This is a genomic window from Sphaerobacter thermophilus DSM 20745, from assembly GCF_000024985.1.
GTDB lineage: Bacteria > Chloroflexota > Chloroflexia > Thermomicrobiales > Thermomicrobiaceae > Sphaerobacter > Sphaerobacter thermophilus.
Genome location: NC_013523.1, coordinates 1,689,657 through 1,711,474 on the forward strand (window position 1 = coordinate 1,689,657; position 21,818 = coordinate 1,711,474).

17 protein-coding genes, 2 tRNA genes, 1 other RNA gene and 1 riboswitch are annotated in these 21,818 nt (G+C 67.5%); of the genes, 12 read left to right on the top strand and 8 right to left on the bottom strand.

What is annotated here, in order from left to right; translation table 11 throughout:
* Positions 1-149: 149 nt before the first annotated feature.
* Positions 150-902, bottom strand: coding sequence for a hypothetical protein (locus STHE_RS07770; protein ID WP_012872023.1), 753 nt, complete (start codon positions 900-902; stop codon positions 150-152).
* Between the two features lie 282 nt (positions 903-1,184).
* Positions 1,185-1,286, top strand: a riboswitch (SAM riboswitch).
* Positions 1,287-1,692: 406 nt separating this feature from the next.
* Here STHE_RS07770 and metX point away from each other — a divergent pair.
* The 4 genes from metX to STHE_RS17905 all read left to right on the top strand — a co-directional run bounded on the left by metX (position 1,693) and on the right by STHE_RS17905 (position 6,446).
* Complete coding sequence (gene metX / locus STHE_RS07775; RefSeq protein WP_012872024.1) at positions 1,693-2,817, top strand: homoserine O-acetyltransferase MetX; 1,125 nt, start codon at positions 1,693-1,695, stop codon at positions 2,815-2,817.
* 106 nt (positions 2,818-2,923) lie between these two features.
* Positions 2,924-4,243 carry an O-acetylhomoserine aminocarboxypropyltransferase/cysteine synthase family protein gene (locus STHE_RS07780; RefSeq protein ID WP_052295276.1) on the top strand — a complete coding sequence of 440 codons (1,320 nt, stop codon included), beginning with the start codon at positions 2,924-2,926 and terminating at the stop codon, positions 4,241-4,243.
* Positions 4,244-4,596: 353 nt separating this feature from the next.
* Positions 4,597-5,112 (top strand): DUF3224 domain-containing protein, encoded by a 516-nt coding sequence (locus tag STHE_RS07785; RefSeq protein ID WP_012872026.1) that lies wholly within the window; start codon positions 4,597-4,599, stop codon positions 5,110-5,112.
* Positions 5,113-5,876: 764 nt separating this feature from the next.
* The gene (locus STHE_RS17905; RefSeq protein ID WP_012872027.1) at positions 5,877-6,446 is read left to right on the top strand and encodes a cysteine dioxygenase family protein; all 570 of its coding nucleotides are present in this window, start codon (positions 5,877-5,879) and stop codon (positions 6,444-6,446) included.
* 43 nt (positions 6,447-6,489) lie between these two features.
* Here STHE_RS17905 and STHE_RS07795 read toward each other — a convergent pair whose 3' ends face one another.
* Positions 6,490-7,101, bottom strand: coding sequence for a TetR/AcrR family transcriptional regulator (locus STHE_RS07795; protein WP_012872028.1), 612 nt, complete (start codon positions 7,099-7,101; stop codon positions 6,490-6,492).
* A gap of 147 nt (positions 7,102-7,248) precedes the next feature.
* On the opposite strand from STHE_RS07795, the gene STHE_RS07800 reads away from it, so the two are divergent.
* On the top strand, positions 7,249-7,668 hold the full coding sequence (locus tag STHE_RS07800; RefSeq protein WP_012872029.1) for a hypothetical protein: 420 nt from the start codon (positions 7,249-7,251) through the stop codon (positions 7,666-7,668).
* Positions 7,669-7,713: 45 nt separating this feature from the next.
* On the opposite strand, the gene STHE_RS07805 is transcribed toward STHE_RS07800, so the two are convergent.
* The gene (locus tag STHE_RS07805; protein ID WP_012872030.1) at positions 7,714-8,712 is read right to left on the bottom strand and encodes a homoserine dehydrogenase; all 999 of its coding nucleotides are present in this window, start codon (positions 8,710-8,712) and stop codon (positions 7,714-7,716) included.
* Positions 8,713-9,067: 355 nt separating this feature from the next.
* Between STHE_RS07805 and asd the strand changes: the two genes are divergently transcribed.
* The 4 genes from asd to STHE_RS07825 all read left to right on the top strand — a co-directional run bounded on the left by asd (position 9,068) and on the right by STHE_RS07825 (position 13,752).
* Entirely contained in the window at positions 9,068-10,123 is a 1,056-nt protein-coding gene (gene asd / locus STHE_RS07810; RefSeq protein WP_012872031.1) for an aspartate-semialdehyde dehydrogenase, read from the top strand.
* A 446-nt stretch (positions 10,124-10,569) separates the two neighbouring features.
* Positions 10,570-11,625, top strand: a complete 1,056-nt coding sequence (locus tag STHE_RS07815; protein ID WP_012872032.1) for a lysylphosphatidylglycerol synthase transmembrane domain-containing protein — start codon at positions 10,570-10,572, stop codon at positions 11,623-11,625.
* 161 nt (positions 11,626-11,786) lie between these two features.
* Positions 11,787-13,100 (top strand): sensor histidine kinase, encoded by a 1,314-nt coding sequence (locus tag STHE_RS07820; RefSeq protein ID WP_012872033.1) that lies wholly within the window; start codon positions 11,787-11,789, stop codon positions 13,098-13,100.
* Between the two features lie 16 nt (positions 13,101-13,116).
* Positions 13,117-13,752 (top strand): response regulator, encoded by a 636-nt coding sequence (locus tag STHE_RS07825; RefSeq protein ID WP_012872034.1) that lies wholly within the window; start codon positions 13,117-13,119, stop codon positions 13,750-13,752.
* Positions 13,753-14,052: 300 nt separating this feature from the next.
* On the opposite strand, the gene pnp is transcribed toward STHE_RS07825, so the two are convergent.
* From pnp to ilvB, 5 genes are all read right to left on the bottom strand, one after another.
* A complete protein-coding gene (gene pnp, locus STHE_RS07830) occupies positions 14,053-16,407 on the bottom strand; it encodes a polyribonucleotide nucleotidyltransferase (protein ID WP_041398930.1) in 2,355 nt (784 codons plus the stop codon).
* 356 nt (positions 16,408-16,763) lie between these two features.
* Positions 16,764-17,033 (bottom strand): 30S ribosomal protein S15, encoded by a 270-nt coding sequence (gene rpsO, locus STHE_RS07835; RefSeq protein WP_012872036.1) that lies wholly within the window; start codon positions 17,031-17,033, stop codon positions 16,764-16,766.
* Between the two features lie 189 nt (positions 17,034-17,222).
* Complete coding sequence (gene ilvC / locus STHE_RS07840; RefSeq protein WP_012872037.1) at positions 17,223-18,242, bottom strand: ketol-acid reductoisomerase; 1,020 nt, start codon at positions 18,240-18,242, stop codon at positions 17,223-17,225.
* 116 nt (positions 18,243-18,358) lie between these two features.
* Positions 18,359-18,886 carry an acetolactate synthase small subunit gene (gene ilvN, locus STHE_RS07845; RefSeq protein WP_012872038.1) on the bottom strand — a complete coding sequence of 176 codons (528 nt, stop codon included), beginning with the start codon at positions 18,884-18,886 and terminating at the stop codon, positions 18,359-18,361.
* A gap of 2 nt (positions 18,887-18,888) precedes the next feature.
* Positions 18,889-20,616, bottom strand: coding sequence for a biosynthetic-type acetolactate synthase large subunit (ilvB, locus tag STHE_RS07850; RefSeq protein ID WP_012872039.1), 1,728 nt, complete (start codon positions 20,614-20,616; stop codon positions 18,889-18,891).
* A 517-nt stretch (positions 20,617-21,133) separates the two neighbouring features.
* Here ilvB and STHE_RS07860 point away from each other — a divergent pair.
* The 3 genes from STHE_RS07860 (at position 21,134) to STHE_RS07865 (ending at position 21,715) form a co-directional block, all read left to right on the top strand.
* Positions 21,134-21,220 (top strand) — tRNA-Leu (locus STHE_RS07860).
* 45 nt (positions 21,221-21,265) lie between these two features.
* An RNA gene (gene rnpB, locus STHE_RS18125) (RNase P RNA component class A) lies at positions 21,266-21,630 on the top strand.
* 9 nt (positions 21,631-21,639) lie between these two features.
* A tRNA-His gene (locus STHE_RS07865) sits at positions 21,640-21,715 on the top strand.
* The last annotated feature ends 103 nt before the right edge of the window (positions 21,716-21,818 follow it).

Consider the following 21,818-nt stretch of genomic DNA (forward strand, 5'->3'; position numbering starts at 1 on the left):
GCCACACGGCGCTTGCACGCGGTGTGCCAATGGCTCCTGGTCCAGGACGGCAGCACGGGGTGCTGTCGGGCGACGCTCCACCACTCGATGAGTCAGTGCAGTCGCAGCGCCGGGAAACGCCTGCACCGTTCCGGCAACCGGTGTGGCCATCACCCGGACGATGAGTGGATCGTCCCGGGGCGACCCCGGCCTTCAGCCGCCAGGCGCCGGAGCTCCGATTCCGGCATCCGCCAGGAGACGAGGACGAGCCAGATCATCCACACCAGGCTCAGCACCCAGGCCAGCACGATCTCGATCGACAGCGTTTGCGAGAAGCCCTCGGCGCCAACCACCCAGCCCTGGACCAGATAGACGAGGCCGGACAGGCCCATCAGGAACGCGATGGGCCACGGGACCCACGCCGTCCGCACGACCGCGACTGAAAACAGGAGCAGGGCGAGGCCAAGCGCATAGTCGTGGTAGCTCCGCATCCCCCACTCGATCCAGCGGATGGCCTCGGCGCTCGCGAAGCGCGCCGCCTTCTCGGCGTCCGGGGCGCGTACCCACGCAGCATCGGCCTGCTTGTTGGCGACCCCGTCGACCGCCTGGAGGGCGCCGTACAGCGCGAGCGCGACCCCGGCCAAGACGGCACCGAATCGTCCTGCCCATCTGGCCGTGCCCGCCCGCAGATCCACGCCGAAGTAGAGCGCGAGCAGCCCGGCAAGCAAGATCCCCATGGCCACGAACTGGCCGACGTGGACCACCGTCCAGTTCCCACTGCCGGCGTACACGGCGAAGATGGTGGGATGGTCATTGGCCTCTCCACCGGCGTGGAGCTGGGTGACCCCGATGTACAGGAGTTGTCCCACGAGCAGCAACGCGGCCGACAGGCGCAGCGATGCGCCGGAGGTGGTATTGTCCATGCCCGGACCCCTCGTGTAGCGCTCCGGTCGACTCCCTCTAGCGCAAGACGCGCGCAAGCCACTTACCACCACGAGAGCAACTCCGACCAGCAGGAAGCGGTAATGGCCACTCTCACGGCCGTCCCTCTACGCGCACCACGATCCGATGTCAACCTGGTGGGCGTGAATTCGGCTGTGACTCGACGAACCGGTGCGATGGGCGATTGCCAGATGTCAGGGAATGGGACTTGACAGAGACCCTGGGAGTCCAGTACGATCAGCGCCACAAGTGAATATGGCCTACGCTCATCCAGAGTGGTGGAGGGAACGGCCCTGCGAAGCCCGGCAACCAGCGCGTACTGCGCCAGGTGCCAATGCCGGCGGACAGTGTCCGCACGATGAGCGAACGAATGAAGGCCCCCTCCACCTGGTGTGGAGGGTTTTTTGATCCCTCCCACAGCCAAGCAGACGGCCAGCAACGGCGATGACGAGGAGAGTAGCCCGGAAACCACGGCTCTAGCGAGCCGCGACGGTGGAAGGCGGCGCACGGGTGCCGGGTGAAGATGACCTCCGAGCCGCGGGCTGAACCGGGCAGTTGCCCCCAGTAGGTACCGCCGGGTTGACCTCCGTTATCCAGGTCAGGGTGCATACGCACCCACTGAGGTCCGCGTCGCGAGGCGCGGGCGAAGCGGGGTGGTACCACGGGCTCTAGCGCCCGTCCCCGAGGCCGGGGACGGGCGTTTTGTATTCCCCGCCCCGGCCGATGGCAGGCACCAGGGCTGAGCAACCTTGACCGCCGCGGGAGGGGAACGTGACCATCACGACCGACGCATCGACCGTATCGACTCGCCGCTCGCTCACGATCGCGACGCCCGATGCACCGTTCATCACGGAGCAGGGCGCGACGATCCCATATGTCGAGCTCGCCTACGAGACCTGGGGCGAGCTCAATGCGGACGGCGACAACGCCGTCCTCGTCACCCACGCCCTGACCGGCGACAGCCACGTCGCCTCGCATGGCCCAGACGACAGGCCGGGCTGGTGGGAGCCGCTGGTCGGCCCCGGTCGCCCGATCGACACCGACCGCTTCTTCGTCGTCTGCTCCAACCTGCTGGGGAGCTGCTACGGCTCGACCGGGCCGTGCTCGATCGACCCGCGAACCGGCACGCGCTACAACCTGCGCTTCCCCTCGATCACGGTCCGCGACATGGTCGCGGCGCAGGCCCGCCTGCTGGAACGGCTCGGCGTCCGGCGGCTGCACGCCGTGATCGGCGGCTCGCTCGGCGGGATGCAGGCGCTGGAGTGGGCGGCCATGTTCCCGGATTACGTCGACCGAATCGTGCCGATCGCCACGTCGGGCCGCTTCAGCCCGCAGGGGATCGCCTACAACGAGGTGCAGCGGCGCGCGATCATGCTCGATCCGGCCTGGCGCAACGGCGAGTACGAGCCCGGCATGGGACCCGACCGCGGCCTGGCTCTGGCCCGCATGGTCGGCATGATCACCTACCAGAGCGACGAGTTGATGCAGGCCCGCTTCGGCCGCCGGCCGGAGGCCCGTTACACCGCCTGGCCGGAGTTCCTCACCCGCTACGATGTCGAGGGGTACCTGCACTACCAGGGGGACAAGCTCGTACGCCGCTTCGACGCCAACTCGTACCTCTACCTGACACGCGCGATGGACTCGCACGACCTGGGTCGCGGTCGCGGCGGGTACGAGGAAGGGCTGGCGCGCATCCAGGCGCGGACGCTCGCGGTCAGCATTCGCTCCGACATCCTGTTCCTGCCTATCTACGGCCGCGAGATCGCCGAGCACCTGCAGCGCCTGGGACGCGACGCGCGCTACTACGAGCTGGACTCGCCCAACGGACACGACGCCTTCCTGAAGGACTTCCACCTCCTGGCGCCGATTATCAAGTCCTTTATCGAGGAGCCGTAGCCGTGCTGAACGACGAGGCACGGCCACCGCCAGGGCGCGGGAAGCACGCCCGCGCCCGACGACCGCGGCCGGAAGAGGCCGGCCACTGCATGACACGAGTGATCGAATGGTTCGAGAGGAGAACGTAGCCGTGAGCGAGAAGAATGGAACCGAGCGTCGCTGGGGATTCAGCACACGACAGGTCCACGCAGGCCAACAGCCGGACCCGACCACCACGGCCCGCGCGGTGCCGATCTACCAGACGACCTCGTTCGTCTTCCACAATGCGGAGCACGCCGCCCAATTGTTCGCGCTGGAGCAGTTCGGCAACATCTACACCCGCATCATGAACCCCACCAACGACGTGTTTGAGCAGCGCGTTGCCTCGCTCGAAGGGGGTGTCGCGGGCCTGGCGACCGCCTCCGGCCAGGCAGCGGAGTCGCTCGCCATCTTCACCTTCCTTGAAGCGGGGGACGAGATCGTTTCGGCTGCCAGCCTCTACGGCGGCACCTACAATCTCTTCGCCGTGACCCTGCCGAAGCACGGCATCACCACCCGCTTCGTCGACCCGTCGAACCTCGACAACTTCCGCGAGGCGATCACCGACAAGACCCGCGCGCTCTACATGGAGACGATCGGCAACCCGCGACTCGACGTGGTGCGCATCCGCGACGTGGCGGCCATTGCCCATGAGGTGGGCGTGCCGCTGATCGTGGACAACACCTTCGCCACACCGTATCTCTGCCGGCCGATCGAGCACGGGGCCGACATCGTGGTCCACTCGGCAACGAAGTGGATCGGCGGCCACGGTACCAGCATCGGCGGGATCATCATCGACGGCGGGCGCTTCGACTGGACCAACGGCAAGTTCCCCAAGATGGAGGAGTACGTCGAGCGCTTCGGCAACCTCGCCTACATCGTGCGCGCCCGTGTGGAGCCCCTCCGCGACCTCGGACCGGCCCTCTCGCCCTTCAACGCCTTCCTCTTCCTGCAGGGTCTGGAGACGCTCTCGCTGCGGATGGAGCGCCACTGCGAGAACGCCCTGGCCGTCGCTCGCTGGCTGGAAGACGACCCGCGCGTCGAGTGGGTTAACTACCCCGGACTGGAGAGCCACCCCTACCACGACGTCGCCCGTGAGCAGCTCGAGCACGGCTTCGGCGGGGTGCTGAACTTCGGCGTCAAGGGCGGCATCGAAGCCGGTCGCGCCGTGATCGACAACGTTCAGCTCTTCTCGCTGCTCGCCAACGTGGGCGACGCCAAGTCGCTCATCATCCACCCGGCGACGACGACCCACGAGCAGCTCAGCGAGGAGGAGCAGCTCGCGGCCGGCGTCACGCCCGACCTGCTGCGCCTCTCGATCGGTATCGAGGACGTCGAGGACATCATCGACGACCTCGACCGGGCGCTCAACATCGCCGTGGGCCGGTCCGTGCACGCGACCGTCTAGGCACGCGGGTACGCTGCGCCCGTCCGCCCACGCGCCGACCGGGCCCAGAACCACACGACGCCCCCGCAGCGGAGACGAGGTCCATCGCCCCGCCCCCTGTCGGGGGCGTCGTCATATCCAGTCATCGCATCCGCCGATGTCCGGCGTCCCCTCCCCCACCGGCCGAGCCCAATGAGGTGCATCGAGGCAATTGACATAAGGACGCAACCGGGGTAGTCTGGGCGCATCGCACATCGCCGCGGGGGCGGCTCCAGGCCGTGACCGTCGACCGCCGCGGTGCCGTACCGAGGACGCGTCACGTACCGAACGACTGCGTGGTCATGTGACCGGCGGCACGATTAGGAGGACGCACCATGGAGACGGCAATGCGACGGGCACTGGCTGCGAGACCCGCGCGGTGGTTGGTCGCCGTTACGCTGGCCCTCGCGATGATGCTGGCGCTTGCCAACGTGAATGTCGCCACCGCCCAACCAGTTCAGGTAGTCGGGACGTTTACGCAGACTAGCTTTGTGACGGCCAACGAGCGGGCGGTCGGCGACCTCACCCTCTTCGACTTCTTGGAGGAGACCGCTCTGACCGGCACTGCCACCGGTACCTCGATGACCGCCGGCACATGCGCACTTCACCCGTCGGGACACGCCGCGTGCCTGGCCCTTGAAACATTCAGCGGGGTCATCGATGGAGAAGTCGGCACGGTGCAGTTCCAGAACGTGGCCGTCCTCGACACGACGACCGACACCATACACGGCGCCTTCACCGTCGTCGAGGGCAGCGGCACCGGTGGGCTGGAAGGACTCAGCGGCCACGGCTCGTTCGCGGGCCAGGGCGGGAGCGGCACCTACATGGCGTCGCTCGAATTCGGGTCCTGAAGTCGTCCGCCGAGCAGTCCACCAGTGGACAGGTGTCATCTCGGGCGGGGCGAAGGGGCTCTCCGTTGCGTCGGCGCAGCGCCGAGCTGCTTGGCTCCGCCTCAGTCTGACCGATGCACGCTCGCAGCCTGCCCCGGCTCGGCCTCCAGTCCCCCTACCCTCACGCCGAGGGCTGGTCACGTACGTCCCGGATCACGCTCGCCCGGCGCCACCTCTCAATCGGCGTTCGGACCGCCAGTCCATCATCCACGACCTGGTCCGAACCCTCCACCGAGCCTTCAGCCGCGCTGTCCACACGCCGGCCTACCGGAGGCATCTGCGCTGGTTGGCGCCCGGCTCGCCCTTCCCACCTGGCCCGTTTGGTCCTATGCCAGGCGCGTGCTCACCCTGGTCAGATGTAGCCTGATCGGAGTCTTGTTCACCGTCTCTAGCGCTGGCCGCCCGCTGGAGGAGACGCACGCCCATCTCGACGCCAGTCCGATCTGAGGATAGTCTAGGCCCTGCGACCATCAGGTCAGCGAGTTGATCATCCGGGTGTCGGGGGCGTGTTGGTGCTCATTCCCGTGTTTGGGATACTCGTGCACCCGCGCAGTGAAGAGGACCGCACGGCCTCGTCGCGCCCTTCCTGGGCGCCGAGGCATCAGTACGGCGCCGCGGACTTGATGGCATTCCTGCTGGCAACAGCACGGCGCCGCTTCGAGCGAACCCGCGTGAGGCAGGCACACACAGTGCGAGACGCCGCCACCCTGGAAGGAGGTGCCCTCATGGAGTCGACGAAGTCTTACTCAGTCGATCAGTTCGTCGAAGACGCGCGGACCATCATGAGCAGCGCGGCCGACGACCGGCAGGCGATCGTCGAGCAGCTCATCCCGCTGGTCGAAAAGGTGGTGTGGAACGACGCGCTCATGGACCCGGCCCGCCGCACCGAGTCGCCCGGCGATCGCCCGCGCTACATCCACTACCAGGACCCCGACGGTACGCTCCAGATCTACGTCGTCGAGTTCGCCCCCGGGATGCCGACCCCTGTCCACGACCACGTCACCTGGGGAGTGATCGGGGTCTGCGGCGGTGCGCAGCGGACGACCCGTTACCGCCGCGTCGACGACGGGAGCGACCCGGAGCACGCAACGCTGGAGCTGATCGACGAAGAAGTTCTCGAGCGCGGCGCGGTCTACCCCCTGCTCCCGCCGGACGACATCCACCGCATCGAGACGGTCGGTCCCGAACCGAGCTACTCGCTCCACGTACTGGGCACCGATCTACGGCGCCAGCACCGCCACATCTTCGATGTCGAGACCGGGAAGGTAACGGCCGTCGAGGGGCGCGGGATGTAGCCGGAAGCTGCGCACAAGAAGCGCTGGCGGCGAACTACCGCCACTATCCATCGGACCGCGGAGGCGGACCGGCGAGGTATGCGAGCACGGCTCGGGCCGCCGCCTCCGGGTCCTCCCCGATCGCCGAGGGTAGGTTGCCGGTGACCCAGAGCGTGGCCAGCCCGTGCGCCAGCGACCAGGCCGCCACCCCGGCGTGCAGCGTCTCGTCGCCCGGCCCAGCCCCGGTCACCTCGGCCGCCGGGGAATACAGCATCTCCCGCGCAGCGGCTCGCGCCTCGGCCAACTCGGGGTCATCCAGCCGCAATAAGTCCGGCCGGAACATGACGTCGAAGTACGCCCGGTTGGTGACCGCGAAGCGCACGTAGGCGACACCGACCTCGAGGAAGCTCCCGGTCGCCTCGTACGCGTCCCGCAGCACCGCACTGAGGCGCCGGTATCCCTCCGCCGCCACGGCCGTGAGGAGTCCCGTCTTGTCTCCGAAGTGATGCGCCGGGGCGGCGTGCGACACCCCGACACGCCGCGCCAGCTCCCGCAGGCTGACGGCCGCCGGACCGCGTTCGGCGATGGCCACGACCGCCGCCTCGATCAGCGCGCGCCGTAGATCGCCGTGGTGGTACGAACGGGACTCGTTTGTCTCCCGACTAGTCGGCTCCATGGCCCGAGTATACCTTTCAATCTTTCCATTGACAAGATTCAGCCCACCTGTTATCTTGTCAGTGTCAAGATTGAGCGGCGGCGGAACCTATCCCCAGGACGCCGTCGCGCCCACGACTCGGGATCGAAGTCCCCTTGGAGGTACATCGTGGATGCAACGCTCACCCTCTCACCGGACACACTGAGCACGGCCGGCATCATCCTGCTGACGATCGTCGCGATCGAATCTGGAGGACTCTTCATGCTGCGAGTGGTACGCGGCCAGCAGCCGGCAACGCCTTTCCAGCGGGCGTTCTTCCGCGCCGGGCACGCCCACGCGGGAATGCTGGTGACACTGGCGCTGGTGGGGCTGATCCTGGCGGACGCCGCAGCCGTCGACGGCCCGCTTGCCCCTTTCGCCCGCAACGGCATCTGGCTCGCGGCGATTCTGATGCCCGCCGGGTTCTTCCTGTCCGCGATCGGGAAAGGGACAACGACGCCGAACCGGCTGATCCTGCTCCTCTACGCCGGCGGGGTTTCGCTCGCTCTGGGCGTGGTCAGCCTCGGGATCAGCCTGCTCACGGCGTGAGACAGAGCGCCGGGAGCGCCGGCCGGCGCTCCCGGCGGTGTGGTTCTACGCGCCCAGCACGACGTTCGCAGCGGCGCCAACCCGCGCCGCCTCGACCACGTCGGAGAGGATCGCACTGGCCGTCGGCAGCGGTCCCGCTCCCTGCCCGCTGAGGACCACCGGGCCGACACGGTCCCCCGTCAGCTCGATGGCGTTGAAGTTGGCCGAGACGTGGGCCAAGAGATTGTCCCCCGGCACGAACGTCGGCGCGACCTGGAGGCGGACGGCGTCGCCGTCCCGTTCCGCGCTCGCGATCAATTTGATCGCTCCTCCGCGCTCCCGCGCCGCCGCGACCTCCTCGGCCGTGACGCCGGTGATGCCGGTGCGGTCCACCTCGTCCGGGCGAACGTGCCGCCCAAGCATGAGCGAAGCCAGGATCGCGAGCTTGTACGCGGCGTCGTAGCCCTCAACGTCTGCGGTCGGGTCAGGCTCGGCATAGCCCAGCCGCTGAGCCTCGGCCAGGGCCGTGTCGTAGGCTGTTCCCTGCTCCGCCATCTGGCTCAGGATGAAGTTGGTCGTGCCGTTCACGATGCCGCGCACGCGCGTGATCCGGTTCGCAGCCAGAATCTGCCGGTACGACACCAGCAGCGGGATGCCGCCACCGACGCTGGCCTCGAAGAGGAGCGCCCGCTCCGCTTCCTGAGCCGCCGCGGTGAGTTCGCCAAAGTGTTTCGCCAGGGCCTCCTTGTTCGCCGTCACCACGTGCTTGCCCGCGCGCAGGCAGCGCAGCATGAAGTCGGCCGCCGGCTGTTCCCCTCCCAGGACCTCGACCACCACGTCCACGCCGTCGTCGCTCAGGATGGTCGCCAGGTCGGTGGCGATCGTCTCCGGTGGCAGGTCCGCCCGCGCCGCACGGTCGCGCGAGCGCTCCAGTACCGCCTGCACCACCAGGCGCAGCCCGTAACGCTCCGCGATCAGATCGCCCTGCTCCCGGATCGCCCGGGCCACCGCCGAGCCGATCGTCCCCAGCCCCAGGATCGCCACGCCGACCTGTCTGTCGTTCATCCTCGCCTCCATCGTTTCCCCGCTCGCTGCCCTGCCCGCGCCTTGACGGCGCAGCCAATCCCTGCTATCGTCTGCGCAGCGTCCCCCTGAGGGTACGCGTCGGACTTGAGGACGGCAAGGCCGTTCCAGGAGAGCACGGAACCGATGGTTTCGCTGCGCGCGATCATCACCATTATTGACGGCATGACTATTACGCCCGCCGGTGCACAGGCGGGTGCGGTGACCTGATCGCGCCAACACAACGCCTGTGAGGGACCGGCAGAGGTAAGCACCTCTGCCGTTTTTGTTTGCGCCGTACCGCCGCCGCGGGCGGCGCCAAGCCGGCGGGTCACGCCGCGGAAAGGGTCGTGAGGGTATGGGTGAGCGGATCGATGTCGCCGTACTGGGGGCGACGGGGAGCGTCGGCCAGCGCTTCGTGCAACTGCTCGATGGGCATCCGTGGTTCAGGGTGGCCGAGTTAGTCGGCAGCGAGCGCTCAGCAGGCAAGCGCTACGGGGAGGTCTGCGACTGGCGCCTGAGCGATGCGCCGCCACGGGAGGCGGCCGAGATGCGGGTGCAGCACTATGAGGAGCCGGTGCGCAGCCCGGTCGTTTTCTCGGCTCTGCCGGGAGGCATCGCTGGCGAGGTCGAGGCGAGCCTCGCCGCCGAGGGCAAGCGCGTCTTCACCAACGCGCGCGACCATCGCATGGATCCGGATGTCCCGCTGATGATCCCTGAGGTCAACGCGGACCACGTCGCGGCGATCCAGGCGCAGCGCGAGCGGCGCGGCTGGAAGGACGGCTTCATCGTCACCAACCCGAACTGCTCGACGATCCACCTCGTCCTGGCGCTCAAGCCGCTCTGGGACGCCTTCGGCATTGAGCAGGCCATGGTCACCACCCTGCAGGCTGCGTCGGGCGCGGGCTACCCCGGCGTCCCGTCGATGGATCTGATCGACAACGTGGTCCCCTTCATCGGCGGCGAGGAGGAGAAGATCGAGACGGAGACCAAGAAGCTCCTCGGCAGCTACGGGCCGGACGGCTTCCGCTACGCGGACCTCGCGATCAGCGCCACCTGCACCCGCGTCCCGGTGCGCGACGGCCACACCGAAGCGGTCTCGCTGAAGCTCGGTCGGAAGGCGTCGGTGGAGGAGGTAGTCGAGATCCTGGCCAGCTATCGCGGCCGGCCGCAGGAGCTTGGCCTCCCCTCGGCGCCCGAGCGGCCGATCGTTGTCCGCACTGAGAACGACCGACCACAGCCGATCCTGGACCGCAACGTCGAGCGTGGGATGGCCTCCGTCGTGGGCCGTGTCCGCCCGTGCAACGTGTTCGACGTCCGCTTCGTCGTCCTCGGGCACAACACCATCCGCGGCGCCGCCGGGGCGTCGATCCTCAACGCAGAACTGCTACGCGTCGAGGGCTACCTCGACTGACCGCAGCAGCGCGGTCGGAGCGGGTGCATCCTCGTCCGGGCTTCCATCTGGGCAGGCACGCACCCCGCTCCGACCGGCCGCCCGACATCGCTCAGCGATGGGGACTACCGGGCCTGCCGCGCACCGAGTGAACGTGTCTCCTGGTTTCGATGTCAGCCTGAGCGGAGCTGTACGCTGCGGGGCGGCGTGCGGAGGAGTCGACGAATCTCTCCGGTGGGTGGTGAACCCGCCCAGAGATCCTTCGCTTCGCTCAGGATGCCGTGGGGGGCATGCTCCCGAATCTGGTATCAGTAGGCAGGGGTGCCTGACCCTCCTCGCCGCGGGTGGACCGGCTGCAGTACCATCAGCCCGGCCCTCCGCGTCCGACTTGGCCGGCAACCTGCGGAGGGGCAGCGGCCGCGGAGCCGCACCACCGGCGGCCGGGAGCGAAGGAGAGAGAACGGCAGATGGCGCGCACGCCGCACGAGGCGAGTCCCCAAACTGACGAGGAACGATCCCCGCTCGATCGGTTGAAGCGCCGCTTCGTCTACGGCCTCGTCTTCGGCGTCCTCGTCGTGATCGGCGTGACGCTCCTGGGTGACGGCCCGGCACTGATCCGGACGCTGCGAACGTTCGACTGGTGGGTCGTGCCGCCGATCATCCTGCTCACGCTCGTCAACTACGCCCTGCGCTTCGCCAAGTGGCACCTCTACCTCCAGTGGCTTGACATCGGCCGCCTGCGACCGCGCACGAGCCTGGGCATCTTCCTCGCCGGGCTCTCGATGTCGATCACACCGGGGAAACTCGGGGAGTTCCTGAAGTCGTACCTGCTTCGGCGCGCCACGTCCACGCCGCTCTCGGTGTCCGCCCCTGCCGTGTTTGCTGAGCGGGTCACCGACGGTATCTCCATGCTGGTGCTGGCCGCGTTGGGACTCGTCTCGGTCCGGTACGGGTGGCAGGTCCTGGCAATCCTGGCGGTGCTAGCGCTGGCGGGGATCCTCATGCTGCAGAGCCGGTCGCTCATGTTCCGGATCTTTACCCGCCTCGAGCACCTCCCGATCATCAACCGCCGCATGCACGCGCTCCACGTGCTCTATGAGAACACCTACCTCCTGTTTCGCCCCGGGAAGCTGGGCATCGCAGTCGGGATCGGGATGGTCTCCTGGTTCGGCGAGTGCGCGGCGTTCTTTCTGATCCTGATCGGCCTCGGGTTCGAGCCGACCCTGAAACTGCTGGTGATCAGCACCTTCATCATGGCCACCGCCTCGCTCCTGGGCGCGATATCCATGCTGCCCGGCGGGCTCGGCGCGGCCGAAGCGGGGGTGGCGGGCCTGCTCCTGCTCATCGTCCGAGACCCGCGCATGACCTCGGACCTCGCCGCCGCCGCGACGCTGCTCGTCCGCTTCGCGACTCTCTGGCTCGGCGTGCTGGTCGGCACCGGGGCGCTACTCGTCATCGAGCGTCACCTGACGCGACTTGAGGAATCCCGCCCGGCAGCGGATGCTGCCCAGACCGCAAGCTGAGCGACCGCGAGGCTGCCCTGTATCCACCAATCGGTGGATATCCCCCCGTCCACCCGGTCGATGCGTTCTCGGTTACGTCAGGTATCCTATGGAGAGCGCCGGGAAACCGGTGAACGCTGCGTGCCACGAATCCACGGTCCATACCGGAGGGAGGCGGCTTCATGCCTGTCGGACTCACCCAAGCCCGAGACGCCCTGGTCCGGTGGCACCGGCGACGACCGCAACATCCATCGCAAGATGTCCTGGAGCGATGGGAGCGGATCTGGCACGGCGTCTTCTATTTCTCGCTCGCCCTCGGATTGATCCTGTCCCTGCTCAACGGACCGAGCCTCGACCGTGCCGCTCTGCTCGCCGCCCTCACCGCCGCACTCGCGGCCTGGTACACCGTCATGATCGTGCGGTGGTCATGCGACGACATGACTCCGGGTCACATTCTCGTCTTCTTTCTCGGCGAGGCCGTGATGCTCGGCACGCTGGCGTGGCTCGACGCGTCGTTCCTGGTCATGTCGTTCGCCATCTTCGTCCAGCTCTTCGCCTTCATCCCTCCAACCTGGGCCACTGCCGGCGTGATCGCCCTCACGTTGATCCTGTTTACCCGCGACGCCGCGCTCGATGGCCAGTACCTCTGGGAGAACGAGGGCGCGCTGCTGGGCGCCGTCTTCTCCGTCATCTTCACCATCATCTCGATCTTTTTCTTCGCCGCTATCACGCGCCAGAGCCAGGAGCGTAAGCGCCTGATCGACGAGTTGATGGCGACGCGTGCCGCACTCGCCGAGCGTGAGCGGCAAGCGGGGGTCATTGAGGAGCGACAGCGCCTTGCTCGCGAGATCCACGACACCCTGGCGCAGGGGTTCACCAGCATCGTGATGCACCTGGAGGCCGCCGAGCCGCATATCCCTGCCGAGGCCACCGCGCTCCGTCGCCACGTCGAGCAGGCACGGGCGACAGCGCGGGATAGCCTGAACGACGCCCGGCGACTCGTCTGGGCACTGCGACCGGAACAACTGGAGCAGGGAGGCTCGCTTGCCGACGCGCTCGCTCGCGTCGCTGAGCGCTGGTCCGAAGATACCGGCATTACGGCTCACGTCACCGTGGACGGGACGCCCGTCCCGCTCCCACCCGATGTCGAGGTAACGCTGTTCCGCATCACGCAGGAGGCACTCGCCAACGTGCGCAAGCACGCGCAGGCCGGCCGGGTGGACATTACCCTCTCCTATCTCGACGACGAGGTCTTGCTCGACGTGCAAGACGACGGCGTGGGCTTCGACCGCGCGACGGTATCCGCCACCCCGGGGTCCGTCAACGGCGGTTTCGGCCTGACCGGGATGCGCGAGCGCCTGCGTCTGTTGGGCGGCTCACTGATGATCGAGAGCGCGCCTGGCGAGGGCACGAGCATCACGGTTGCGCTCCCCCTGGCCGATCGCGTGGAGCCCAGCACTGAGCGGGTAGAAGCACTGGTGCCGAGCGGTGCGTGAGCTGGAGAGCGAAGCCGTGAAGCCGATCCGTCTGATCATCGCGGACGACCACCCGGTCGTCCGCACCGGCATAATCGGGATGCTGGCGGAGCACGAGGAATTCACCGTCCTCGCCGAAGCGGCAACCGGCGCTGAGGCTGTCGCCCTCGCGCGCCGGCTGCGGCCCGACGTCGTGCTGATGGATCTGCGCATGCCGGAGATGGACGGCGCGGCTGCGGTGGCACAGATCCGCGCGGAGATGCCGGACGTTCATGTCCTGGTCTTGACGACGTACGACAGCGACGAAGACATCCTCCACGCGGTCGAAGCCGGAGCCACCGGCTACCTGCTGAAGGACACCACGCGCGAGGACCTCTTCCGCGCCATCCGCGCCGCGGCGGCGGGCCAGCCGCTCCTCGCCCCGTCTGTCGCCGCCCGCCTCATGGCACGACTGAACCAGCCACGGCAGGAGCCGCTCACTCCGCGTGAGATCGATGTCCTGCGCCTGGTCGCGCAGGGTGCATCGAACAAGGAGATCGCGGCGCGCCTCTCCATTAGCCAGGCCACGGTGAAGTCGCACCTAATCCACATCTTCGACAAGCTCGACGTCGACGACCGCACTGCCGCCGTCACCGTCGCTCTCGAGCGCGGCATCATCCGCCTGGAGCGGTAGCGACGCGTTCCCCGGCGCCGCGTGCTTCCGCCCCTTCCCCGCCGTCGGCGAGTGACACGAAGGGCCGGGCCATCGCCGAATTGGTGTCATCCTGAGCGCAGCGAAGGATCTCGTGCTCAGGCGGTTGCGTTTACCGGAGATCCTTCGCTCCGCTCAGGATGCCAGGGGCATTCAGGATGGCCTGGGCCACGCAGCAGGACATGCCGGTGCGCCTATCGCCCATGTATGAGGAGCAAACGCAACGAGCGGGCGGTAACGCCCGCTCGTGCCTGGTCAACTTATGCAGCGTCGCCGCCGGTGCTACCGGTTCGGGCCGCGCCCGGGCAGGGTCCGGCTGTCACGCGGACGGCGCATCAACGCCTGCCCGCCGTCGTCCGGACGGGGCTTCGGGCGCTGGTCGCGTGCCTCCGGCTGGCGGCCGCGCTGGTCGCGGTCACCGCCGCCGCGGCGGTCCCGGTCGCCGCCACGCTGGCCGCGCCCGCCCCGGTCGTCCTGACGCCGGCCGCCACGCCCGGCACCTGCCGAAGCCGGCTCGCGCTGATCCGCATCACTGGTCAGCAGCGCCTTGCGCGACAGGTTGATCTTGCCGTCCGGACGAATCCCGGTGACGACGACGTTCAGCTCCTGGCCGACCTGGACCACGTCCTCGACCGAGTTGACCCGATACGGCTCCAGCTCGGAGATGTGGAGGAAGCCATCCTTGCCCGGCAGGATCTCGACGAAGCAGCCGGACGGGATGATCGTCTTCACCCGGCCGAAGAAGATGTCGCCAACCTCGGGCACCTTCGTCATGCGCTCGATCGTGTCGACCGCCTTGCGGGCGCTCTCCTCGTTGACAGCGCTGATGAAGACGGTGCCGTCGTCCTCGATGTCGATCTTGGCGCCGGTCGCCTCCTGGATCCCGCGGATCACCTTGCCGCCCGGGCCGATGACCTCACCGATCTGATCCGGTCGGATCTGGATACGGTAGATCCGCGGCGCGTACGGGGACATCTCCGGCCGCGGCTGCGCCAGCACCGCGTTCATCTTGTCGAGGATGTAGAGCCGGCCGCGGCGCGCCTGCTCGAGCGCCTCGCGCATGATCTCCGGTGTGATGCCCATCACCTTGATATCCATCTGGATACCGGTGATGCCCTCCGCCGTGCCGGCGACCTTGAAGTCCATGTCGCCCAGCGCGTCCTCGATGCCCTGGATGTCGGTCAGGATCTGGTACCGGCCCGTCTCCGGGTCGGTGATCAGCCCCATAGCCACCCCGGCGACTGGCGCCCGGATCGGAACACCTGCATCCATCAGCGCCAGCGAGCTTCCGCAGACACTGGCCATCGATGTCGAGCCGTTGGAGCTGACGATCTCCGACACGACGCGCATCGTGTAGGGGAAGACGTCCTCATCGGGCAGCACCGCCAGGAGTGACCGCTCGGCAAGCGCACCGTGCCCGATATCCCGACGGCTCGGCCCGCGCAGCCGCCGCACCTCGCCGACGCTGAACGGCGGGAAGTTGTAGTGGTGCAGGTAGCGCTTCGACTCCTCGATCCCGAGGCCGTCGAGGAGCTGCTCCTCCGAGGTCGTGCCCAGCGTGACGACCGTCAGCGCCTGCGTCTGGCCACGGGTGAAGATCGCCGAACCGTGCGCGCGCGGCAGTACACCGGTCTCGATCCAGATCTCCCGGATCTCGTCGGGCCGGCGCCCGTCGGGGCGTTCACTGCGCTCAAGGATCGTCCGCCGGACCAGACCCTTGACAAGCCCGTCGAAGATCTCCGACACCTCGCGGACGGTCGCCACCGGCTCCTCACCCTCGGGGGCCTCGGTGAAGTGGGCGATCACGTCCTGCTTGAGCTCGTCCGTGGCCGCGAGGCGCTGCTCCTTGTCGGGGTTGAACACCGCCGAGACCAGCCTGTCGCCGATGTACTCCTCGATCTGCTGCTTGAGTTCGGTGTTCTCCTCCGGCGGGGTGAACTCCCACTTCTCCTTGCCGGCCAGCTCGCGCAGCTCGTGCTGCATCGCCACGATGCGCTTGATCTCATCGTGAGCCAGCAGCACCGCCTCGAGGAACCGGTCCTCGGAGATCTCGTCGGCCTCGCCCTCGACCATCATCACGGCGTCGGCCGTACCGGCCACGACCATGTCGAGCTTGCTGTCGATCAACTGGTGCTCGGTCGGGTTGACGACCAGCTCGCCGTCGATGTCGCCGATGCGGACGGCACCCACCGGACCGGCCCACGGGATCGGCGAGAGCATCAGCGCGGCCGACGCGCCGATGATCGACAGCACATCCGGTGCATTCTCCTGGTCGGCCGAGAGGACGGTGGTGATCACCTGCACCTCGGCCTTGTAGCCCTTGGGGAAAAGCGGCCGGATCGGCCGGTCGGTCAGGCGGGCCGCAAGGATCGCTGCCTCGGTTGGTCGCCCCTCGCGCTTGATGAAGCCGCCGGGGATCTTCCCCGCAGCGTACATCTTTTCTTCGTAGTCGACAGTGAGCGGGAAGAAGTCGAGGCCCTCCCGGGGCTCCCGCTCACCGACGACAGTGGTCAGAACCAATGTGTCACCGTAGCGGACCGTTACGGCGCCGTGCGCCAGGCCCGCCATGCGGCCGGTCTCGATCGTCAGGCGCCTGCCTGCGACCTCTATCGTGCGCTCATGTATGAGTGGTGGCATTGTGTGTAACTCCCACATCCTCGCGACCTCTCTGGTCGCGGCTGAAACGGAACCACCGGTGTCTCGTCGCGGACGTGGGAGGTGTTAGGGACTGGCGTTCGGCGACGAACCGGACCCGATTCCTCGCCGGGCTCCAATACCTAACCCCTCTCACGCGCCCACTGGCGAGACACCGCGAGATCAGTGCCTACACCTCCCCTCGCCCCGTCGCCTGCACCCCGAGCCGGGGCGCGCGGGAAATAGCGGAGCCCAGGGACATGACCCCTGGGCTCGTCCACAAGCTAACGGGGAACCGGCGGAGGTCCGCCGATCGTGTCTGTTCGCCGGTAGTCAGGCAGGAAGGAGCAACCACGTACCTAACGGCGCAATCCAAGCCGCTCGATCGTCGCGCGATATCGCTCAACGTCCTTCTCGCTCAGGTATGCCAGCAGCCGGCGCCGCCGACCGACCAGCTTCAGCAGGCCCCGCCGCGAATGGTTGTCGTGCGGATGCGCCCGCAGGTGCTCGACCAGACCATTGATCCGCTCGGTCAGAAGCGCGATCTGCACCTCCGGCGAACCGGTGTCGGTCTCATGCACCTGGAAGTTCTTGACGATCTCGTCCTTCTGCGCCTTGTACAACGCCATTCGAGCGGCGCCTCCCTCTGTTCTCCGCGCGAACGCCACGCATGATCCAACGGCCAGTATACCACGAGCCCGATGGGCAAGCCAACAGCCAATGCGGCAGCGCTTACGCATTGCGCACACCACACAGCACCTCGCGGGCTCCGGAGCCTCCCGAGAGCCCGCACCGCCGCGCTGTGCCGCCCGTCGCTGCTAGGAGCTGCTCTGAGTCGGGATCTCTCGCCGCTTGAGCCACGGCATCATGGCCCGCAACTGGTCGCCAACCTGCTCGATCTGGTGGCTCAGCGCGGCCTCCCGCATCTTCATGAACTCCTGCCGGCCTGTGTCGTTCTCGCGCATCCAGCGCTCGGCGAAGCGCCCGCTCTGGATGTCCTGCAGGATCTGATGCATCGACTCGCGCACGCGGTCGTCGATGATCTTGGGGCCGCTGACGTAGTCGCCGTACTCGGCGGTGTCGCTGACCGAGTAGCGCATGTACTTGATGCCGCCCTGGTACATCAGGTCGACGATCAGCTTCAGCTCGTGGAGCACCTCGAAGTACGCCAGCTCCGGCTGGTAGCCGGCCTCTACCAGCGTCTCGAACCCCGCCTGGACCAGCGCCGAGATGCCGCCGCAGAGGACCGCCTGCTCACCGAAGAGGTCCGTCTCGGTCTCTTCCTTGAAGGTGGTCTCCAGCACGCCGGCGCGGGTGCAGCCCAGCCCCTTGGCGTAGGCCAGAGCAACCTGCTTCGCCTGCCCGCTCGCGTCCTGGTGCACCGCGAGGAGCGCGGGGATGCCGATGCCCTCCTGGTAGGTGTCGCGCAGGATATGACCCGGCCCCTTCGGCGCGATCATCGACACGTCAACGTCCGAGGGCGGCGTGATCCGGCCGAAGTGGATGTTGAACCCGTGGGCGAACATCAAGGTCTTGCCCGGGCGCAGCTCGGGCGCCACGCTCTCGTCGTAGACGGCCTTCTGGGTGTGGTCCGGCATCAACATCATGATGATGTCGGCCTGCCGCGCCGCGTCGCGGACGGTGGCGACCTCCAGGCCGTCGGCCTTGACGCGGTCCCAGCTCTTGCTGCCCTCGTAGAGCCCGACGATTACGTCGCACCCGCTGTCGCGCAGGTTCTGGGCGTGGGCGTGCCCCTGACTGCCGTAGCCCATCACCGCGATCTTCTTCCCCTTCAGCAGGGAAAGATCCGCGTCCTGCTCGTAGTAGACTACCGCCACTTCCTCCACTCTCCTCTCGGCCGGTCACGCGCATGCGTCAAGGGTGTTGCATGCCGCGTCTTTCACCTCCGCCCCTCGCCCCTTGTGGGAGACGGGGACGGAGGTGAGGGGTTCCCTTACGCCACAGCATCCTCTGCCCGTACCGCGACCGCACCGCTGCCACGCTCCAGCGCCACGCAGCCGGTCCGGGCGATCTCCTTAATCCCGTAGGGTCGTACCAGCGTAATGAGCGAGTCGATCTTCTCGCTCGGCCCGGTGACCTCGATCACCAGCGTGTCCGGCGCCGCGTCGACGATCCGCGCGCGGTAGACCTCGGACACCAGGCGCATGATATCACCGCGCGTCCGCTCGGTCGCCGCTACCTTGACCAGCGCCAGCTCGCGCTGGATCAGGTTCTCCCCAGTCACGTCGGTGACCTTGATGACCTCCAGCAGCTTGTAGAGCTGCTTGGTCACCTGCTCGATGGTGCGGTCGTCTCCCTGCACCACCAACGTCATTCGCGACAGGCCGGGCTGCTCGCTGTGCCCGACCGCGATGCTGTCTACGTTGAACCCGCGCTGGCGGAACAGGCTCATCACCCGGTTCATCACGCCGGGCCGGTCCTCGACCAGGACGACGAGTGTGTGACGTCGCACGGCTACCACCCCTACGCTTCCTCGATCATCTCGCGGATCGACCCGCCCGACGGGATCATCGGGTAGACGTTCTCCTCCTGATTGACCTGGAACTCCAGCAGCGTCGGCCCGTCGACCGAGCGCGCCCAGCGGATCGCGTCGTCGACCTCCTCCGGCCGCGTAACCCGGCGACCCGGGATACCGTACGCCTGGGCGATGAGCATGTAATCCGGGCTGCTGATTGGCGTCTCCGAGTAGTTCCGGTTGTGGAACAACTCCTGCCACTGGCGCACCATGCCCAGGTAGCCGTTATTCACGATGGCGATGTTGACTTTCGCCCCCTCCTGGACGATGGTGCCGAACTCGAACATCGTCATCTGGACCCCGCCGTCACCGACCACGGCCCACACCTCGGCATCGGGCCGTCCCAGCGCCACCCCCAGCGCCGACGGCACGCCATAGCCCATCGTCCCAAGGCCGCCCGATGTGATCCACTGGTTGGGGACATCGCAGGTGTAGTACTGAGCGGTCCACATCTGATGCTGGCCCACGTCGGTGGTGACGATCGCCTTCCCCTCCGTGAGCGCGTGCAGCCGCTCGACCACGTACTGCGGTGCCAGGGCGCCCGGCACGCCCCGCGAACGGCCCGACGACCGCTTGCGCCAGCTCGCGATCGTCTCCAGCCATTCGTCGTGCCGCTGCGGCTCCATCTCCTCGAGCAAGGCCAGCAGCGCCTCGCGAGCGTCTCCCACCACCGGGACCGCCGTCTCCACGTTCTTGCCGATCTCAGCCGGGTCGATGTCGATATGGATGATCTGCGCGTTCGGCGCGAACTCGCTGACCCGGCCGGTGACCCGGTCGTCGAAGCGCATGCCGATCCCGACGATCACGTCGGACTCATGGATCGCCCGGTTGGCGTGCGCGAAGCCGTGCATACCGACCATGCCCAGGCAGAGCGGGTGGGAGCCGGGGAAGCCGCCGATCCCGAGCAGGGTAAGCCCGACCGGGATCTGCGTCCGCTCGGCGAAGCGGACCAGTTCCTCGGTCGCGCCCGAGATCAGGATGCCGTGCCCGGCGAGGATCAGCGGCCGCTCCGCCGCGCGCAGCACCTCGGCTGCCCGGCGGATCTGACGACGGTGTGGCACGATCGTCGGCCGGTAACCCAGAAGTTGCACCGGCTCGGCAGGCGCCAGTTCCCCTTCGGCCAGCAGCACGTCCTTCGGGACATCGACCAGCACCGGCCCCGGACGCCCCGTCGTGGCGAGATAGAACGCCTTCTGAATCGTCGGCCCGATGTCCTCCACCCGACGAATGATGAAGTTGTGCTTGGTGATCGGCAGGGTGATGCCGGTAATGTCGATCTCCTGGAAGGCGTCGCTCCCGATGACCCCTTGCGGCACCTGACCGGTGATGGCCACCACCGGCACCGAGTCGAGCATCGCGGTGGCAATTCCGGTCACCAGGTTCGTCGCCCCCGGCCCGGAGGTCGCCAGGCAGACACCCGGCCGGCCGGTGGCACGCGCGTACCCGTCGGCCGCGTGCGCCGCCCCCTGCTCGTGGCGGACAAGCACGTGGTGGATGTTGAACTCCGGCAGCACGTCGTAGAGCGGAATGACCGCGCCGCCCGGGTAGCCGAAGATCAGATCGACGCCCTCACGCTCGAGCGCCTGACAGAGCAGCCGCGCTCCGATCGACCGTCGACTCGCCGGCTCGGCCTGCGTCGGACGCTCTGTCTCCACTCGCTTCGTCTCGACGACCATGTGCCTCCCTCTTCCGCTCGCCTGGCACGGGGGAATCGTGCTCACCCCGCCCCATAAATTGAGCGAGCCTCCCGACTTGGGAGGCTCGCGAGTTACTCGATGTTCAGTGTTCCGTGTTTACGCTCTCGCTGCGCCCCCCATATGGAAATGGCCGATAATAATAAGAATAAGGCCTACGATAATAAGGAAGGCGCCAACGAGGGTATCGCGAAGGGTGAAGACACGCGCAGCCGCAGGCATCGGCATCGCCGCCGCAACCTGCTCGTACATTGTCTGCGCTTCGGCCGTCACTGCCTGGTCCACCCGTCACTCACCCTGCACGGGTCTACTGACTCTTCGCATCATACCGGCTTGTGAAAGTTGTGTCAAGAGCCGCGGCTTCCCTCGCTCGGATCGTCCCCGGCTGCAGCGCCGACGTGCCACCGGCCGGGGCGTCCTTGCGGCACCGGTCGGAATGTGCTATACTGCTTGCCGCGTCGGGATACGGCGCTCCGACTTGACAACGAGTCGGGAACATGCCGAAGTGGCGGAACTGGCAGACGCGCTACGTTCAGGGCGTAGTGGGCTGACGCCCGTGGGAGTTCAAATCTCCCCTTCGGCACCACCGGCCGGGAGCCTGCCGCAAGCGGGCTTCCGTTAACAATTGAATGGCGTGGGCAGGACGGTCGCTGGCCGTTCCGGCCAGAGGAAAGTCCGAGCTGCATAGAGCGAGGGTGCCCGGCGAAAGCCGGGGCAGCGTTCGCCGGTGGCGCTGACAGTCCAGATCGGCACCGTGGCGGGTACCCCGCCGCGGTGAGAGCAACAGAGACCAATGCCGGGCCCTCTGCGGTCCGGAGTGAAAAGGGCAATCCTCCCCGCAGCAATCTCCGAATGGGCCGCTATCAGGTTGCTCGCCGAGGCCCGAAGTCGAGAGCAGCCACGGAGGCGACGACGTGGCCGGTCGGTGGCCACGAGCCATCGGCCGAGACAGATGACCGTCAAGAACAGAACTCGGCTTACTCGCCCACGCCATTCAATGACATGGTGCCTCTAGCTCAATTGGCAGAGCACTGGTCTGTGGAACCAGGGGTTACGGGTTCAAGCCCCGTGAGGCACCCCAAAGAAACACCGCGGAGGGGCAGGGAAAATCCCTGCCCCTCTTGCTTTCGCTCGTCGCGTCACCTAGCGGACCTTCAGCCGACGGCCCCTCTACCCATGCGATT

Bases quoted from the DNA above. Each gene is read 5' to 3' on its own strand.
- STHE_RS07770 (WP_012872023.1), bottom strand. From the start codon at position 902: ATGGACAATACCACCTCCGGCGCATCGCTGCGCCTGTCGGCCGCGTTG.
- STHE_RS07780 (WP_052295276.1), top strand. From the start codon at position 2,924: ATGGTTCGAGAGGAGAACGTAGCCGTGAGCGAGAAGAATGGAACCGAG.
- STHE_RS07785 (WP_012872026.1), top strand. From the start codon at position 4,597: ATGGAGACGGCAATGCGACGGGCACTGGCTGCGAGACCCGCGCGGTGG.
- STHE_RS17905 (WP_012872027.1), top strand. From the start codon at position 5,877: ATGGAGTCGACGAAGTCTTACTCAGTCGATCAGTTCGTCGAAGACGCG.
- STHE_RS07795 (WP_012872028.1), bottom strand. From the start codon at position 7,101: ATGGAGCCGACTAGTCGGGAGACAAACGAGTCCCGTTCGTACCACCAC.
- STHE_RS07805 (WP_012872030.1), bottom strand. From the start codon at position 8,712: ATGAACGACAGACAGGTCGGCGTGGCGATCCTGGGGCTGGGGACGATC.
- asd (WP_012872031.1), top strand. From the start codon at position 9,068: ATGGGTGAGCGGATCGATGTCGCCGTACTGGGGGCGACGGGGAGCGTC.
- STHE_RS07815 (WP_012872032.1), top strand. From the start codon at position 10,570: ATGGCGCGCACGCCGCACGAGGCGAGTCCCCAAACTGACGAGGAACGA.
- STHE_RS07820 (WP_012872033.1), top strand. From the start codon at position 11,787: ATGCCTGTCGGACTCACCCAAGCCCGAGACGCCCTGGTCCGGTGGCAC.
- pnp (WP_041398930.1), bottom strand. From the start codon at position 16,407: ATGCCACCACTCATACATGAGCGCACGATAGAGGTCGCAGGCAGGCGC.
- rpsO (WP_012872036.1), bottom strand. From the start codon at position 17,033: ATGGCGTTGTACAAGGCGCAGAAGGACGAGATCGTCAAGAACTTCCAG.
- ilvB (WP_012872039.1), bottom strand. From the start codon at position 20,616: ATGGTCGTCGAGACGAAGCGAGTGGAGACAGAGCGTCCGACGCAGGCC.